10 protein-coding genes are annotated in these 17500 nt (G+C 48.1%); all 10 read left to right on the forward strand.

Annotated features, from left to right (window positions below):
• Positions 1-2 precede the first annotated feature (2 nt).
• Complete coding sequence (gene metH, locus IY568_RS11965) at positions 3-2633, forward strand: methionine synthase (protein ID WP_194867652.1); 2631 nt, start codon at positions 3-5, stop codon at positions 2631-2633.
• Positions 2634-3054: 421 nt separating this feature from the next.
• Positions 3055-3225, forward strand: coding sequence for a hypothetical protein (locus tag IY568_RS11970; protein WP_164487836.1), 171 nt, complete (start codon positions 3055-3057; stop codon positions 3223-3225).
• A 183-nt stretch (positions 3226-3408) separates the two neighbouring features.
• Positions 3409-4482 (forward strand): YjgN family protein, encoded by a 1074-nt coding sequence (locus IY568_RS11975; RefSeq protein WP_194867653.1) that lies wholly within the window; start codon positions 3409-3411, stop codon positions 4480-4482.
• Positions 4482-5495 (forward strand): M48 family metallopeptidase, encoded by a 1014-nt coding sequence (locus tag IY568_RS11980; RefSeq protein WP_194867654.1) that lies wholly within the window; start codon positions 4482-4484, stop codon positions 5493-5495. The genes IY568_RS11975 and IY568_RS11980 overlap by 1 nt, the downstream gene beginning before the upstream one ends.
• A 510-nt stretch (positions 5496-6005) precedes the next feature.
• Positions 6006-6893, forward strand: a complete 888-nt coding sequence (locus tag IY568_RS11985) for a hypothetical protein (RefSeq protein ID WP_049866203.1) — start codon at positions 6006-6008, stop codon at positions 6891-6893.
• Entirely contained in the window at positions 6890-7792 is a 903-nt protein-coding gene (locus tag IY568_RS11990) for a hypothetical protein (RefSeq protein WP_194867655.1), read from the forward strand. Before IY568_RS11985 ends, IY568_RS11990 begins: the two co-directional genes overlap by 4 nt.
• Positions 7793-7845: 53 nt before the next feature.
• Positions 7846-8727 (forward strand): GGDEF domain-containing protein, encoded by an 882-nt coding sequence (locus IY568_RS11995; RefSeq protein WP_194867656.1) that lies wholly within the window; start codon positions 7846-7848, stop codon positions 8725-8727.
• 118 nt (positions 8728-8845) lie between these two features.
• The gene (locus IY568_RS12000; RefSeq protein ID WP_323744744.1) at positions 8846-10969 is read left to right on the forward strand and encodes an EAL domain-containing protein; all 2124 of its coding nucleotides are present in this window, start codon (positions 8846-8848) and stop codon (positions 10967-10969) included.
• Between the two features lie 210 nt (positions 10970-11179).
• The gene (locus tag IY568_RS12005) at positions 11180-14662 is read left to right on the forward strand and encodes an ATP-binding protein (RefSeq protein ID WP_194867658.1); all 3483 of its coding nucleotides are present in this window, start codon (positions 11180-11182) and stop codon (positions 14660-14662) included.
• Positions 14663-14729: 67 nt separating this feature from the next.
• Entirely contained in the window at positions 14730-17468 is a 2739-nt protein-coding gene (locus IY568_RS12010) for a CHASE domain-containing protein (protein WP_194867659.1), read from the forward strand.
• Positions 17469-17500 lie beyond the last annotated feature (32 nt).

Below are 17500 nucleotides of genomic sequence, written 5' to 3' on the forward strand. Positions count from 1 at the left end.
ATATGACGCAATCTACAGCCATTTTTACCAACGTTGGTGAAAGAACCAATGTTACCGGCTCGGCGCGTTTTAAGCGTTTGATCCTGGAAGAAGATTACGAAACAGCACTGGATGTGGCGCGCAGCCAGGTTGAGAACGGGGCCCAGGTGATCGACATCAATATGGATGAAGCGATGCTGGACTCTAAGGCCGCCATGGTTAAGTTTTTGAACCTGATTGCCTCAGAGCCGGATATTTCTCGTGTGCCAATCATGGTTGACTCATCTAAATGGGAAGTCATCGAAGCGGGTTTGAAGTGTATTCAGGGCAAGGCCATTGTTAACTCCATCTCGCTGAAAGAGGGCCGTGAGCCGTTTGAGCGCCAGGCGAAAATCATTAAGCGCTTTGGCGCGGCAGTGGTGGTCATGGCATTTGACGAAACGGGCCAGGCCGAAACGGCCGACCGCAAGTTTGAGATCTGTGAGCGCTCTTATCGCATTTTGGTGGATGAATTGGGCTTCCCGCCTGAAGACATTATTTTTGACCCCAATATCTTTGCTGTTGCGACCGGTATTGAGGAGCACGACAATTATGCGGTCGAGTTTATTGAAGGCACGCGACGTATCAAGCAGAACCTACCGCACTGTAAAGTGTCGGGCGGGGTGTCGAACGTGTCTTTCTCATTTCGGGGCAATAACCCGGTGCGTGAGGCCATTCACTCGGTATTTCTGTACCACGCCATTCAGGCCGGTATGGATATGGGGATAGTGAATGCAGGTCAGTTGACGGTATACGATGATATTCCGGATGAACTGCGCAAAGCCGTTGAAGACGTGGTCCTCAATACGGACCCCGGAGCGGGTGAGCGTTTGGTAGAGATAGCGCCTAATTACTCGGGAATGGCTCAGGCTGAGAAAGCTGAAGACCTGGAGTGGCGCAGCTGGCCGGTGGCCAAGCGTCTTGAACACGCATTGGTAAAAGGCATCACTGAGTATATCGAAGAGGACACCGAGGCGTGTCGCCAGACGTTCGACAAACCGATTGAAGTGATTGAAGGTCCTTTGATGGACGGCATGAATGTGGTCGGTGATTTATTTGGTGCCGGTAAAATGTTCCTGCCTCAGGTGGTGAAGTCTGCACGTGTTATGAAGCGAGCTGTGGCCTATCTGGACCCTTATATTGAGGCTGAGAAGCAGGCCGGCGAGAGCAACGGTAAGATCATCATGGCCACGGTAAAGGGCGATGTTCATGACATAGGTAAAAACATTGTCGGCGTGGTGCTGCAGTGTAATAACTACGAAGTCGTCGATTTAGGCGTGATGGTGCCAGCAGAAAAAATCCTGCAAACGGCCATTGATGAAAATGCCGATGCCATTGGCTTATCGGGTCTGATCACGCCTTCGCTGGACGAGATGGTGCACGTGGCGAAAGAGATGACGCGTCGTGGTTTTGAGATCCCATTGCTTATTGGCGGTGCAACCACGTCGAAGGCACATACCGCGGTGAAGATTGAGCCGCAGTATGATAAAGGCGTCGTTTATGTGAATAATGCCAGCCGTGCGGTTGGTGTGGTTTCCAGCCTGCTTAGTGCTACACAAAAGCCGGTATTTTTGGAAAAAACTGCCAGTGAATACGTCAAGGTACGTGAACAACAGGCGCGTAAAAAGCCTCGTTCTAAGCCGGTGACGCTGGCGCGTGCACGTGACAACGCCGTTAAGCTTGACTGGGACAATTACACCCCGCCTGTGCCTAAGAAGCTGGGTATTACCGAGTTTAAAGATGTCAGTATTGCCACTTTACGTGAATACATAGACTGGACGCCGTTTTTCATGACCTGGACACTGGCGGGCAAATATCCGCGTATTCTGGAAGATGAAGTCGTGGGTGAAGAAGCGAAGAAACTCTTTGCCGATGCAAACGCCATGCTAGATGAGTTAACCGCCAAAGGCAGCTTGCAACCACTGGGTGTGATTGGTCTGTTCCCGGCCAACCGGGTAGGGGATGACATAGAAATTTATCGTGATGAAAGTCGTGAGGAAGTCCTTCTAAGATCTTGTCAGCTACGTCAGCAAACCGAGAAAACTGATTTTCCTAACTACTGTCTGGCTGATTATGTTGCACCAAAAGGCACGCCGGACTATTTTGGGGCGTTTGCCGTTACGGGGGGTCTGGAAGAAGATGATCTGGCGGATGTATTCGAGCAGCAGCAGGATGATTACAATAAGATCATGGTAAAAGCGGTTGCAGACCGCCTGGCTGAGGCTTTTGCAGAATACCTGCATGAACAGGTTCGTAAGCAGTATTGGGGTTTTGCCAGTGATGAAAATCTCAGTAATGAGCAGCTGATCCGCGAGAATTATCAGGGGATCCGACCTGCGCCTGGCTATCCTGCTTGCCCAGAGCACACCGAGAAAGACAAGATCTGGCAATTACTGGATGTGGAAAACCGTATCGGTATGAAACTGACCAGCTCATATGCCATGTGGCCCGGTGCTGCGGTATCTGGCTGGTATTTCTCTCACCCAGATTCTAAGTATTTTGCGGTAGCGGCTATCCAGCAAGATCAGGTTGAAGACTATGCCAAACGCAGCAATATGACGTTGGCTGAAGCCGAACGCTGGTTGTCACCTAACTTAGGATACGAGCCACAATAGTGGACAATAAAAAGTAAGGGCCGATAGGTCCTTACTTTTAGCCAAAAAAACAACCATTTTTCTTGCATTTGTTTATTATTTCGTTATTATTGCTCTCTTGCTTTAAATAACCTCTTATTTAAAGCGTCATAGAAGTAATGCCCTCTTGCCTTGATCCAGTAAGCCCGCATTAAAAATTAAGAAGTAGAGCTTATTATAGTCAGGCGATATACCACTGCAGTTACCCCACCGGGGTCGTTGTGAATGCAGCTATTAAGATCGCCAGTACCATTTCCTTTTAAGCGCGCGTCGGTTCGTTGACTCCAAAGTGTCGAAAAATTGATCGCAGATTTTTTCAGGTATGGTATCAAACTGTCATAAAGCTCGTTTATTGTTTAAAGCGATAGCCGACAGGCTGCGCATTATAAAAGTGAGTTTTATTATGTCTTATACATACAACGGAACAGAGATCCGTGTTGAGCAACCAATTCGCTCAATTTCGGTCAACAAATCAAAAGTCGTTTTTGCTGATGGCTCAGGCCGCAAACAAACGCAATTTTCAAGTGGCAGCGAAGCGCGTCACTTTATCAATTGGTTGACTCGTGTCTGCTAAGTAATACCGCAGCACCAATCAATACCGAACGCCGAGGTGACTGATAAGTTACGTCGGCGTTTTGCTTTTTATACATTGCGCTGATGCGCGTTGTGGTGTATTTTTTCGTAGTTTTCACGGGGACATTGCCGTGAATGCATCAATCGTGTGAAAACATTATAATAACGAAAAAGGAAGCCAACAATGGATTCGACTTCTACTCCTTCCGCTGCCGAACCTGGCAGTCAAACCGCTCCATCTCAATTGCAATTTACCGGTAATGCCAAAGAATATTTTGGTATTTGGATTGTCAATATCCTACTGACGTTGCTGACATTGGGTATTTATTCGGCCTGGGCAACGGTGCGTACTAAGCAATACTTTTACGGTCATACCGTACTGGACGGACATCGCTTTGATTATCTGGCTACGCCGATTCAGATCCTAAAAGGCCGTTTGCTCGCTGTTGGCCTGTTTGTTATCTACAGCGTGGTGTCTGGCTATTTTCCACTTGTGGGCGCGATGATGGCATTTGCACTGGTATTTCTGGTGCCCTGGATGATCAATCAGGGGCTTAAATTCAGCATGCGCATGACTCGTTACCGCAATATTCGCTTTGCCTTCAAAGGCAATTTGGGCGAGGCGATGGTGAACTTTGTGGTGCTACCATTTGTCAGTATTTTTACCTTGTATCTTTTGATGCCCTGGGTGCTCAAGCGCATTGATGCGTATATTCACAGCAATATTCGATACGGCGATAAGCCAGTACAAGTACAGTTAGAGGGCAAAGAATACTATGTAGCTGCATTATTGGTGATATTACTGGGCATCCTTGTGATGATGTTGCTGGGTCTTGCATTCAGTCTGGTAGGTGGTATCAACATTAACCCTGGTGAACTGGGCACGGTCAATTTTGGCGTGTTTCTGATTGTGCCTCTGTATTTGTTTGTGATTTCTGCATTACAAGGCATCTACCAGGCGCAGATCCGCAATCATATTCTGAACAACGCACAAATAGAAGACGTGGCTGAATTCGAATCGAATTTAGCGCCTCAGCGCTATGCGCTTATTCTGGCAACTAACGCAGCTGCGATTGTGCTGACTGCCGGCCTGGCCTTCCCCTGGGCGAAAGTACGTAAAGTCAAAGCTCTGGCCGGAGCAACTCAGGTTATGTTATTGCCTGGTGCAGATCAGGTGTTAGATAATGCGCAGCAGGCTGATTCCTCTTTTGCTGAGGAAGCCGCGAATGTGTTTGACGTTGATATTTCGTTGACCTGATGATTAAGGGATATTTTTATCTGCCAAACAGCAGTCGGGTGCAGCAGAGCTACGCCCGACTGAGTGGTGAGCGCATTGCTATTTATGTTGATGATGAATGTGTGTGTGAAAGCATGCAAACGGCGCTTAATGTAGCTGCTCATCTGCCTGGGCAGGCCAGCGAATTGAACTTTGCTGATGGCGCACGCTTTGTGCCCCATGACGTTGCATATCGCTGGCCATTTCAACAACGCAAGAGCGGATTGCTGGCGCGGCTGGAAAGTAATTTGGTGCTGATCCTATGCGCGCTTTTCGCCACACCTGTGCTGCTCTATGCTTTGTTGTTTAAGCTGGTCCCCGGCATTGCAGTGACTGCGGTAAAGGCCATGCCTGATGTGGTTGTTGAACAAATGGGTCAACAATCCATGGTGCTCATTGAGCGCACTATGTTATCGCCCAGTGAACTTTCAGCACAAGAGCAGCAAGCCGTTTTTACTTTATGGCACGACACTGTCTCTCAGCTTGGCCTGTCCGCAGAAAGGTATCGTATTGATGTGTATCGTTCGGATCATTTTGGCGCCAATGCCTTTGCTTTGCCCCATGGTCAGGTCGTGGTAACCGATGAGCTGGCGCGACGTCTGGCCGACCACCCTGACGCGCTCAGAGCGATTTTATTGCACGAAATTGGTCATGTAGAGCGCATGCATAGCGTGCGCCTGGCATCTCAGGCCGCCGTTGCCAGTATTGCGATTGCGATGCTGTTGGGAGATATGGACATAGTTGCTGAGGTGGTGCTTGGGTCGGGCAGTGCTTTGATGGATCTGCAGTTCTCACAAAATATGGAGTGGGAAGCTGACAACTATGCCTTGATGCAACTTGAGCGTCTAGGCTACAGTGGCGAAGACTTTGCACAGGCTCTGGAGTCACTGGTACCGCTTGATGAAGCGCAATCGCAAAGTTGGTTAAAGTACCTGTCTACTCACCCAAGCCTGCAAGAACGTATAGAACATGCCAGAAACCACACTACACCCTGATAGCCCGGTTAGATATGGGCTTCTGGTAAAGGGGACTGAGTGACATTGATTTACCCGCAAAACGTGTGTTTATTACTATATCTCTAAAGGCCTCAATGAGGCCTTTCATACCAATTTCACTTAATACCTGGTCTATTTGAAGGAGCAAATAGGACGCTAACAGCGTTAAAAATCTGTCATTTAGAACCTTATACCTTAGACATAGGTTCACAAATTTTTGCCTTGTTATCGACCCTATTTTCTCGCTTCAAAATAGATCACTTAATTAAGCAAATTGGTATTATTTTTCTGGCCCGGTATTGATTTGAGTTTCTTGTTGCACCACAACCCCAGACTTTTAAGTGACGTTTTTTTATCTCCTGTAACTCTTTATTATTGTTTCAATAATTGCGCTCTGTGAGCGATTTTTACTGCATTGTACTTATTTTTTGTTATGGCTAGGTTAACTTATGTTCGTGCCTTCCTGTATACTAAGGCACACTGTGCGTGATTTGTGTGCTGGGGAGGCAAATGAAGTTTTTGGTGTTGTTATTGCTCGTTGTGTCGCAATGTGCCAAAGCTCACAACCCTTTGGTTGTTGATATCATTAGCAGTGAGAATTTTTCTCAGCGTTATCAAGCTTTTCTACAGGGGCGCTCGGTGCTTGATGTCACTGATTTTCGCCCAACCACACAGGGATCTCATATCGAGATCATCGAAATGGTATTATTGCAACAAGCGCTGTTTCTTGGCGGGGAAACCCGTGAGGTGGTTTTTAATCCTAAGCCTTCAGTCAATATTCTTGAATTCACCGACATGGTTGCGGGGGAGAGCCTGATTTTGGCACGTACCGTTTGGCATGAAGATGTCATTAATTATCGTGGCTCTGTGTATGTCAGTGATCCGGTCGTGAAGTTTGGTGAGTATGAAGCCGGTATATATGTGGCAAAGCGCAATCAGGCACTGCATCAGACCACCCAAGATGGACTGGAGCAACTGACGCTGGTGGCCAACCCTCGCTGGCGGGTAGACTGGCACGCCCTGACAAATAGCAACATGAATCTGGTGAGCTTCATCGGTCCCTGGGAAAGCATGCTGAACATGGTGGAAACTGACATCGTCGATGGCATGCTGGTCAATTTCAGTGTCAGCGAATCTTTGCAATTGGTGTTTGAAGGCCGAGACTACGTACCCATAGAAGGGGTAAAAATGGTGTTGCCTGATTCACGTCACTTCATCGTCAGCAAACGTCACCCCGAAGGAGCCCAGATTTTTGCCGCGCTGAACCGGGGCTTGAAAGAGCTCCGGCGTCGGGGGGTGATCCGCAAAGCGCTGACAGAATCTGGTTTTATTAATCGTAAAGTACAAGATTGGGCTGTTATTAATCGTGCTATGCTGCCGCAGGAGTCCAGACCATGATCCGGCTCGGTGCGCCTCTAAGCTGGCTGTTATCTCTGTTGTTCAGTGTGTCTGTGACGGCCACTGAGCTCGCTTCGCCCGAGCAGCTGGAAAAATCCCTGGCCGGGTTGAACGAAACACTCAAAAGTGATTTCGATCTGTCGCTGCTCCCTGAATTAAGAAAGTTGCGGCGCGACGCACAGGCGATTGATGCGCTGGAAATTGTCGCTCAAACCTTATTACTGGAGGGGCAGATCCGCCAGCAATACGGCGACTATCAGCAAAGCCTGGTGTTGCATAATGATGCATTACAGCTGGCTGTAGAGCGTCAGGATCTGGCGCTGATGGCGCAAAGCCGATTAGCTATTGCCAGGTTGGAAATGGACCTTGAGCGCTATAACTATGCGCAACGTTCATTGGATGATGTGCATCAGCTGATAGAACAGATGAGTAATAAAGCTCAGCCAGCGCCTTATGTGGCTCACCGATTATTATTGGCGCACAGACTATGGCAAGGCTATCTGTATGTCTTGCTGGGGAGCTATCATCAGGCCGTTGCGGCCCTGCATACGGAAGATCTGGTGGTAACTGGCACGCCGGAACTCCTGGATAAACTGCTGCTGGTCAGGGCCTGGGCATTGCTAAAACTGGGCCGTTATCAACAGGCACAACCTATCCTTAATCAGGTTGCTCAAAGTAACATTCTCATTCGTAATCAGCGTATGCGGATCCGCTTTAACTTGCTGCAATCCATGGCCTGGTTGCAGGCCGGGGAGTTTCAAAAAACACTCGGTACGGCAATGCCTGCGTTAATGGAAACCTTTACAACCCGATTTTTAGAAGAGCAGGCTGATTTGCAGTTTGTGTTGTCTAATGCCTACGTCCAGCTGGCGACTACCAGCAGGCGCATTTATATCTGAAGCGCTATGCCCTGAGCAAAGATGCACTTAACTTTCAAAAGCGCAACAATAAGTTGTTGCAACTTGAGTCGCAGTACGCGCTGGCAACACAAAAACAGCAGTTGAGTTTGTTGGAAAAAGACAATGCGATACAGGCACAAGAGATTTTCCGTCACCAGCAAATTTTGGAAAATACGCGCCTGGCGCAGCAGCGTGGCGCATTGTTGCTTATTCTGGCGTTGGCATTGTTGGGTTTCTTATATTGGCGTTGGCAGAACAAGCGTTATTTGTCTTTACTGGAAGAGCAAGTGAAGCAAAGAACGGCTGAGCTCGATGAGCGAAATCGTCGCCTACAAGCGCTCAGTTATTCAGACAGCCTGACGGGTTTGCATAACCGGCATTACTTTTTTAGCGCGGCAGACAAATTACTCGTGCAATCCCGGGATGTGTCGCAGAGCACGATTTTTTGCCTGATAGACATCGATCACTTTAAACAGATCAATGACAGCTATGGTCATGCCACTGGTGATGTGGTGTTGCAGCAATTTGCCGAGGTGGTCACGAGCCAGCTCAGGGCGCAGGATGAGTTGGTGCGTTGGGGCGGCGAAGAGTTTTTGCTGGTAATGCCTCAGACTGACATGACAACAGCACAGCAGGTGGTTGAAAGGCTCCACAATGCAGTGGCGCAGTATGTGTTTAGTCACGATGATCAGCCGCTGAGCTGTACTTGTTCGATTGGTTTTGCAGCTTACCCCCTGCGCCTGGCTGATGCGCAGCTAGCGAGCTGGGAGCAGGTGCTGGAACTGGCTGATAATTGCCTGTATCGTGCAAAGAATGGCGGGCGCAATGCCTGGGTAGGGCTGAAATTACCCGCTCAGCCACTGGCTATGACCTTTGAACAACTGCAGCAAAATATGGAAACGTTTACCGTCACCAGTACGCAGCTTGCGGGCTAGTGGTGGGGTTTTTATATTTTTCTAATGATAAAGTATTTAAATAATTAAGTTTGTTCGGTTTAAAACACGCCTGCTTGGTCTATGCTGATTAGATTAAGGAAATGTGGAAGGTTTGCACGTGAGACTGAACTTGCCCGACAATGCGAGAATACTGATCGTCGATGATGACCCCAGTAGCATACTGATCATCAAAAAAGCCGTTGGTGATTTAGGTGAGGTGTTTTCAACCTCTGAAGCCAGCTATGCTTTGGTGCTTATCAAAGAGATACAGCCCCATGTGATTTTGCTTGATATCGACATGGGTGAATACAATGGCGTGGATATTTGCCGCACACTGAAAAGTGACCCTCAAACAGCCCACTACACAGTCGTTTTTATTACTGCAAGTCGCGACCCCGATACAGAATTCCAATCTCTGACTGAAGGCGGTGCTGACTATATTTCGAAACCGATTGACCTGAAAACCTGTCGTATGCGGGTGTATAACCAGCTGGCGATCGTGGCTTATCAGGATGCACTGGAAAGTACCACGGAGTTATTACTACGGGAGAAAGAGCTCTTTCAGGTGACGCTCAACTCGATAGGTGATGCCGTAATCGCCACAGATAAAGCAGGCTATGTAAGTTATATGAATCCGGTGGCAGAACGCTTAACTGGTATAGCGGCAAGCTATGCTTTGGGCTCACCGATAGAAGCGGTGATGGACTTACGTGATGCAACCACACAGAGTGAGTCAATCAACCCTGCCAGAAGAGCGTTAACCGAAAAGCGCAATGTGGCAATGGCCCTGAACTGTCAATTACACAGCAAAGATGGTCAGATTTATCGGGTCGAAGATACTGCTTCACCCATTCGTGGCGAAGATGGCTCGGTATTGGGGGCGGTGATGGTGTTTCACGATGTGAGCGAGTCGGTTGCCATGGCGGTACAAATGAACTTCTTAACCAACAATGACCAGTTGACTGGCCTGCCAAATCGGGTACTCCTCCACGACAGGTTACAACATGCAATAGCCAGTGCCCGGATATCGAATATGCACATAGCTGTCTTATTGATAGATATAGATCACTTTAAGTATATCAATGATGCGTTGGGTCACCATCTGGGCGATGAATTGATTAAGAAGGTAGCGAAGCGACTGGAGTCGGTGATTGATCCCAATGCGTCACTGGCACGGGTGGGCGGTGATGAGTTCGTTTTACTTTTGGAAGAGGTTCGTTCTGCCAGTTATGTGTCGGTTGTTGCAAACCACCTGATTGCCAGTTTTAAAGAGCCATTTCTGCTTGAACAAAAGGAGTATCAGGTCTCAGTCAGCATAGGGGTGAGTATGTCATTGTTGGATACCCACGAAGAAGAAGTGCTGATGCGCCATGCTGATGTTGCCATGTATCGGGCTAAAAACCAGGGCCGAAATACGGTGTGCTTTTTTTCTCAGGAGCTTGAAGCCGAGTTAATAAAACGCCATGAGCTGGAGTTGTTGTTGCGTGAAACGCTGGATGCAGAAGCGTTAACGGTGTTTTTTCAGCCTCAGATTGCCATTGACTCCGGTCGCGTGTGTGGTTTTGAAGCCCTTGTGCGGCTCAAAGAAAAATCAGGCGCACTGGTTGCGCCCCAGGAGTTTATTTCGCTGGCCGAAGAGTTGGGTCTAATCGACGAATTGGGTGAACAGGTTTTGCAAAAAAGTTGTGCATTCGGGCGTCGCTTGCTGGACCAGGGGGTGACGCTTAAAGTCAGTGTCAATGTGTCATCTCAACAACTGAAGCATGCTCTGTTTGTCGATCAGGTTGCAAGGTGCCTGGAGAAGCACAAGTTACCGAGCCGGCAGTTAGAGCTGGAAGTGACAGAAAGTGCGCTGGTTGAGAGTTTTGAACAAGTGCAATGCAAACTCGCGGAGCTGACTGACATGGGGGTTACGATTGCCATTGATGATTTTGGAACGGGTTATTCCAGCTTATCCTATTTAAAAGTTTTCCCCCTGGATGTACTTAAAATCGATAAGTCATTCATACAAGACATGGGATCAGGGGAGCACCACCTTGGCATTGTACAGACCATCGTATTATTAGCGCGCTCCCTTGGCCTTAAGCTGGTGGCCGAAGGCGTAGAGACAGACACCCAGGTCAGTGAGCTCAAATCGCTGAAATGTGACGTGGCACAGGGCTACTTTTATGCCAGGCCTATGGATAGCCAGAGCGCATTTGACTATGCACTGGCGCATGCTCTCGGCAAAGATCAAGTTTAGGGAGTAGAGTGTATGTTGGCGGTCCATCTGTGAGTGGAAATATCGTGGAGTGTCAGGGCTTTTCAGCTTTTCTTGAAAAAAAATGACTGTGGCCCTGTAATGCCGGTTGCATAGACTATAGTTTGCATATGCATACCATTTTTGTGGGGTGGTTGCGGTCTTGCACTTGAGAGCCGCCAAAAACTCGTCTGCTGGGTTAAAAGGTCATATATGATAGGGATTCTGTCTGGTAAAAAAAATAAGCAAACGCGCTGGTTTGCGGGCGCATTCAGTGTATGTTTGTTGTTGATGATAGTGTTGGCTTTGATTTTCTTCGAGCGCAAGTTGCAAGGAGAAGTGCAATTTGAGGTAGAAAACCAGCTCAGGCAGAGTGCAGCACATATCGCTGAGCAATTCGAGCGGCGTTATCGGGCAGATCTAAGCTATTTGCACTTTCTAAAAGATACGCCACCTTTTCCGGGCATTGCCCGCGCACTGAAAAATAATGGGGTTGATCCACAGGATAATCAGCCTATTGAGCTGTGGAAGTCTCGCATTGCCACTATTTTTAGGTCTTTGATTTATAACAATGCTGAGCTATTGCAGCTGCGTATTATCATGCCGGACGGTCGGGAGTTTGTCCGGGTTGATCGGCGCCGGGGCAAAGTAGAGCAGATCCCAGAAGCAAAATTGCAGGACAAATCGCATAAAGATTATGTTCAGGAAACCCTGGACTTGTCTGAAGAAATGCACTTTGCATCGCGTATTTCTCTGAATTTTGAAAACAACAAAGTGCAACGACCATTCACCCCGGTTTTGCGTATTGCTATGCCTCTGTTCGATGCCGACAACGACCTGTTTGGTTTGTTGGTACTCAATTCCAGTGCGAAGCAGCTCATCGACTTACTGGACAGTGACACGGGCGAGTATTATCTGACTGACCACCAGGGGCATTATATCTACGGCCCTGACACGGTTTTTCATTATACCCGGGACCTGGCCAGACCACGGATGTTTGACGATGACTTCAAACTACATAGTACTGCCAAGGGTCGTGTTGATGGGGTATATAAGCACGGCACAGATACCCTTCAGGTCGCGATACAGCAGGAATTAAATAGTGGTTACCAGGGCCCGGGGCATGAGATGTTTATCACCGCAATTGCGCTTCCGCAACAGTCCTCGGCATTATTAAATGAACGACGCTTGTCGAGTTATATGTTGTTAGCCGTCGTGACCTTAGTGCTACTGCTGTTCATGGGCGGCATTGTTGTTTTCTATCGTAATCGTGAGCGCTACCAGGAAGATAAAGCCGTCTATGAATCGATTATTGATGGCGCTGACGAGCCCATTATCAGCTTTGACACACAGCTTAACGTACAGACATATAACAGTGCGTCTTTGTTGATATTTCCCAGTCTCGCCGCCAGTGAGCGACAGCACAATATTACCGATCTGATTGAACTGCCCATGGACCGTTTGCAGAGCGCTGTGTGTTATTTTAAGAGTGAGGGGGCACCTAAGGATACCGACTGGTACGAGCGTTACACCGTACAGGATGAAGTTCGGCATGTGAATTTCAAAGTTTCGCCGGTGCGAGGTCCTGATAACCAGCTGGTTGGGGTTACTTTGTTCGGTCGTGACACAACAAAAGAAAAGCTCAGTGAACAGCAGGTAAAAAGTGCGAATGAAAGCTTGGAGCTTCAGGTTAAAGAGCGCACCGGGGAGCTGGAGGCCGAAAAAGCCAAAGCGGTCAAAGCGTCTGCGGTTAAAAGCGCCTTTATCTCTACCATCAGCCATGAAATGCGCACCCCGCTCAATGGTATTCTGGGTACACTCAACCTGATCCGCCGAGAGCCGCTGACCAAGAATCAATTATCGTATCTGGAAATGACAGAAACCAGTTCTTCAACGCTGGCTTCTCTTATCAATGACATTCTAGATTTGTCTAAAATCGAAGCGGGCAAACTAGAGCTTGAGCAAGAGCCGCTTAACCCTATTTCAGTGGTGGAGCATGTTGTGACATCCATTTCTTTAAAAGCGTATGAAAAGCAGCTCACTTTAGTGGTCGATGTTGCAGATATTGATTTTATTGAACTGGTGGGAGATGCTGGCCGGATCAAACAGGTCATCTTTAACCTGGTGAGCAACGCCATTAAATTTACCAGCAAAGGCTGTGTTTGCGTGCGGGCAGAGACGACAGAAGATGCAGGCAAGATATATTTGACGGTGGCCGTAGAAGATACCGGGGTGGGGATTGATAAAAATAACCACCATAAGATTTTCTCTGCCTTTACCCAGGAAGACAGCGGTATCAGCGCTGAGTTTGGTGGCACAGGACTTGGCTTGTCAATTTGTAAAAACCTCTGTGAATTGATGGGGGGACAAATTGGCTTTGAGTCGCAAAAGAACATTGGTAGCAAATTTTCATTTACCTTACCGTTTGCTTTGGATACGGCAAAGGCTAAACCTCACAACAACCTGTTGGACGGATATCGGTTTGAGCTGCATGTGGCTGATGGGCGGGAGCGTAGTTTCCTTTCACATGTCATTACTAAGTATGGCGGTACCTTGGTGGAACGTAACGGTGAGTATCTGGTTGTGGATCATAATCATCCGCATATTGAAAACCTGACTGATACCAAGGCATATTCTCGCACTATCGTTCTGTACAGTGAATTTACCCAACAAAATATCGCTCGTGGGTGTTTGGCGAAACTGGTTAAACCTATTCGTTTGGGTCATTTTTTGTCTGTATTTGATCAGAATGCGATAGAAAAAATGCTTAAAAATCAGCATCAGGTGCATGTCCCCAACATACAACATCATGCGCACAATGATTTCAGCGGTGTGACAGTGATGATTGTTGATGATAACCAAATTAACCGAGAAGTTGCCCGGGGGATCCTGCATGGTATCGATGCAGATGTGGTGACATACCAATCTGGCCATGAAGCCTTGAGTGCCTTGCTTAATTTTGAAAAAAACAACCAGCCGGTATTCGCTGTTTTGATGGATTGTAATATGCCAACAATGGATGGGTATCAGGCAACGCGTCTAATTAGAGAAGGGAAAGGAGGCGAGTCTTTTCGCCATATTCCGGTGATTGCAATGACAGCAAATGCGATGTCGGGGGAGCGGGAGCGCTGTCTGGCGGCAGGCATGGATGACTATGTGACCAAGCCCATACAGCCTAAGCTACTGTTTGATGTATTGTCTAAGTTTATGTCATATCAAAAACCGGATGAACGGCAAATGCACAGTTTGCCCGACAGCCATACTTCAGAAGAGACAGAGGGCCAGAGTGCGTCAAATCAGGGGGGGTTGGTGTCTGATTTAGCGGGTCAAGTACTTGATGTAAGTGGCACCATCGAACGATTGCAGGGTGACATTGAGTTATATCAGCAAATCTGCAGGTTGTTTTACGACGCTGCGTCAGAGAAGTTATTAGCACTGAAAGAACACTGTGATGAGCTTGCCCATGCTCAGGTCAAGCAGGTCAGCCATGCATTGCGAGGACAAAGCGGTGACATCGGTGCTCAAAGGCTAACCCAGTTACTGGCTAAGCTGGAAGAGAAGGCGGATCAGCAAGACGGTACCGATTATGGTGTTTTGGTGGAGTGCATTTCTGTCCAATTTGAGGCGCTTGAACAAGCGCTCCAGAATGAGGTGTTTGAAACGTCGGCCGTACCGAAGAGAAGTAACGAGAGTTAATACGCAATGATTCAATAGCAGGGAGTTATCTGCAAATGCAAATAACCAGACGGCGGACCAGACTAAGATGAGTGATGTGACAAAACACTCAGATGGGGCTCTAAGAGAAAACAGACCTCTTTGGCAGCTTATTTGGCCTTTGTTGCTTGTCATTGTGCTGGGCGCCATGGGTGGTTGGTATAGTCACCAATCCCATTTGCAACGTATTGATGCTCGAATAAAAGGTGCTATGGCAGATGATCTGACCCGTCTTACTCAGGCGATGGAAGAGCGAATGGCCTTGTATCGTTATGGACTGGCGGGAATGCGTGGTGCTATTCAGACAGTGGGGGCGCAGAACTTTACTTACGATCGTATGCAGCGCTACACAAGCAGTCGCTATCACGAACGAGAGTTCCCGGGAGCGCGAGGGTTTGGGTTTATTCGCTTTGTTCCCACTGAAAGCAAAGCGGAGTTTGTTCAGAGCACCCGACAACAAAGGCCTGATAAGCAGTTTAGCATTAAACAAATAACACCACATGAACAAAGCCTGTATGTGATCCAGTTTATTGAGCCTGAATCGCGTAACAAGCAGGCAGTAGGCCTGGACATTGGCTCAGAAGCTATGCGTCGGATTGCGGCGACTGAAGCCGCCAGACGCGCTGCAGTTACATTAACTGCGCCAATCACCTTAGTACAGGCAAATCAAAAAGCGCAGCATGGCTTTTTGATACTTATGCCAGTGTATACACAAAACGATATCCCTAAAAATTCCACGGAGCGCATGGCTCAACTTGCAGGCTGGAGTTACAGCCCGATCCTCATTGATGAAGTGCTGGACTCGCTGAAAGGAATTAAGCGTAACCTGGTCCTCAATGTCAGGGATGTCGACCGTCAGAATAGCACTTTGTTCTTTAGTCACGGAGAGCTGCAAGCAGAACTGAGTCAGTATCGAGTCCACAGTGTTAGTCAGCTGTATGGCAGGACTTGGCGGCTGGAACTCAGCCCCACCACAAATTATATCGAGGCACTGGGGTTACCGAGTCAATACAGAGCGGCGCGAGAAGCGGTGATGATCACACTGGCATTAATGCTGGTGGTGTTTTGCGTGCAGCTGCTGATATTACGTGTGCACCAGTCTAAAGCACATCAGCTGGATTTATCTGAAACACGGGAAAAAGCCCTGTCAGAGGCCAATGCGGTGCTGGAACAAAAAGTACTTGCCCGAACAGCTGAAATAGAACAGGTGGGGGTATTGCAGCGCAGTATTTTAGCCAGTGCGACCTACTCAGTGATAGCAACCGATGTTCAGGGAGTGATCACGGTTTTTAACCCGGCAGCGGAGAAGCTATTGGGTTACAAAGCGCAAGAGATGATAGGTAAATGCACACCCGCAGTGTTTCATCTGGAGCTGGAAGTGGCACAGCGCGCAGAACAATTAACAGCAGAACTGGGTTATTCTGTTGAGCCCGGCTTTGAAGCTTTTGTCGCAAAAGCACGTCTTGGCAAAAACGATGTAAACAACTGGACTTATGTCAAAAAGAGTATGCAATTGACGCCGGTGCGCCTGAGTGTGTCGCGCCTTCAGGACAACCATGGTAAGTTGGTTGGCTTTTTGGGGGTTGCTTACGACCTGACTGAACAGTTGGAGCATGAACAGGCACTGGCGGAAGCGAAGCAAGTGGCCGAGCATGCAACGCGGGCCAAATCAGAATTTTTGGCCAATATGAGCCATGAGATACGCACGCCCATGAATGGCTTGTACGGCACTTTACAGCTATTGAGTGAAGAGACACTATCAGGCAGAGCCAGGGAGTATCTGGATAAAGCCACTTATTCGGCCAAGGCATTAATCACCATAATCAATGATATTCTGGACTTTTCTAAGATTGAGGCAGGAAAACTCTCATTGGAGGTTCGGCCATTCAATTTGACGGAATTAATTAGCCATATTCAGGCAGACTTGCAGGCTGTGGCCGTTCAGAAAGGGATTTATCTGAGTGTTGTTGAGCATTCTGGTCATGCCTGCTGGGAAGGGGATGCCGTCAGGGTTCGACAAATACTCCTCAACTTAATCTCTAATGCGATTAAATTTACTCAAAAAGGAGGAGTGGATCTTGAAATCGAGGAGGTACAGGGCGAACCCGGTGTAGTGTTTAGTGTGCGCGATACAGGCGTGGGCATCGGTAAAGAAGCATTAGGCCGGCTGTTTCAGCGTTTTGAGCAGGCCGACAAGTCCACGACTCGCAAGTTCGGGGGAAGCGGGCTGGGGCTATCCATTACGCATTCTCTGGTTGAACTGATGGGGGGCACCATTGAGGTGCAAAGTATGGAAAACGTGGGCAGTGTTTTTACGGTGTACCTGCCACTTGAGAAAAGCGCACAGTCGCAGGCCGAGTTGTCCGAGGATGGGATCGTACTCCCAGATCTAACGGGTGTGCGGGTGTTAGTCGCAGAAGACAATGAAATTAACCAATTGGTGGTTCACGCGTTGCTCAACAAATGTAATGCAGACATCACTATGGTATGGAACGGTCAAGAGGCTGTCGAGCAGGTAGCGCAGCAGTGCCCGGAGTTTGTGTTAATGGATATCCAGATGCCTGTGATGGATGGGGTCGAGGCATGTAAACTCATAAAACAGCAACACCCGGCATTGCCAGTGATAGCCCTGACTGCTAATGTGTTAACCGAAGACAGGCAAAAGTATCAGCATGCAGGTTTTGATAGCTATATTGCAAAACCAATTGAACAAAAAGTGCTTTGGCAGGTGATTTCAGCGTATGCACCGAAACCTAATAGAATGTTGGGTCGGCTGAAATCCCTATAATGAGCTATGATAGTAGTACCCTCGTTAATTAA

The organism is Pseudoalteromonas sp. PPB1 (assembly GCF_015356275.1).
Classification (GTDB): Bacteria; Pseudomonadota; Gammaproteobacteria; order Enterobacterales; family Alteromonadaceae; genus Pseudoalteromonas; species Pseudoalteromonas rubra_D.

Coding starts and splice junctions, on each gene's coding strand:
- IY568_RS12005 (WP_194867658.1), top strand. CDS start 11,180: ATGATAGGGATTCTGTCTGGTAAAAAAAATAAGCAAACGCGCTGGTTT.
- IY568_RS11970 (WP_164487836.1), top strand. CDS start 3,055: ATGTCTTATACATACAACGGAACAGAGATCCGTGTTGAGCAACCAATT.
- metH (WP_194867652.1), top strand. CDS start 3: ATGACGCAATCTACAGCCATTTTTACCAACGTTGGTGAAAGAACCAAT.
- IY568_RS11980 (WP_194867654.1), top strand. CDS start 4,482: ATGATTAAGGGATATTTTTATCTGCCAAACAGCAGTCGGGTGCAGCAG.
- IY568_RS12010 (WP_194867659.1), top strand. CDS start 14,730: ATGAGTGATGTGACAAAACACTCAGATGGGGCTCTAAGAGAAAACAGA.
- IY568_RS11990 (WP_194867655.1), top strand. CDS start 6,890: ATGATCCGGCTCGGTGCGCCTCTAAGCTGGCTGTTATCTCTGTTGTTC.
- IY568_RS11985 (WP_049866203.1), top strand. CDS start 6,006: ATGAAGTTTTTGGTGTTGTTATTGCTCGTTGTGTCGCAATGTGCCAAA.
- IY568_RS11975 (WP_194867653.1), top strand. CDS start 3,409: ATGGATTCGACTTCTACTCCTTCCGCTGCCGAACCTGGCAGTCAAACC.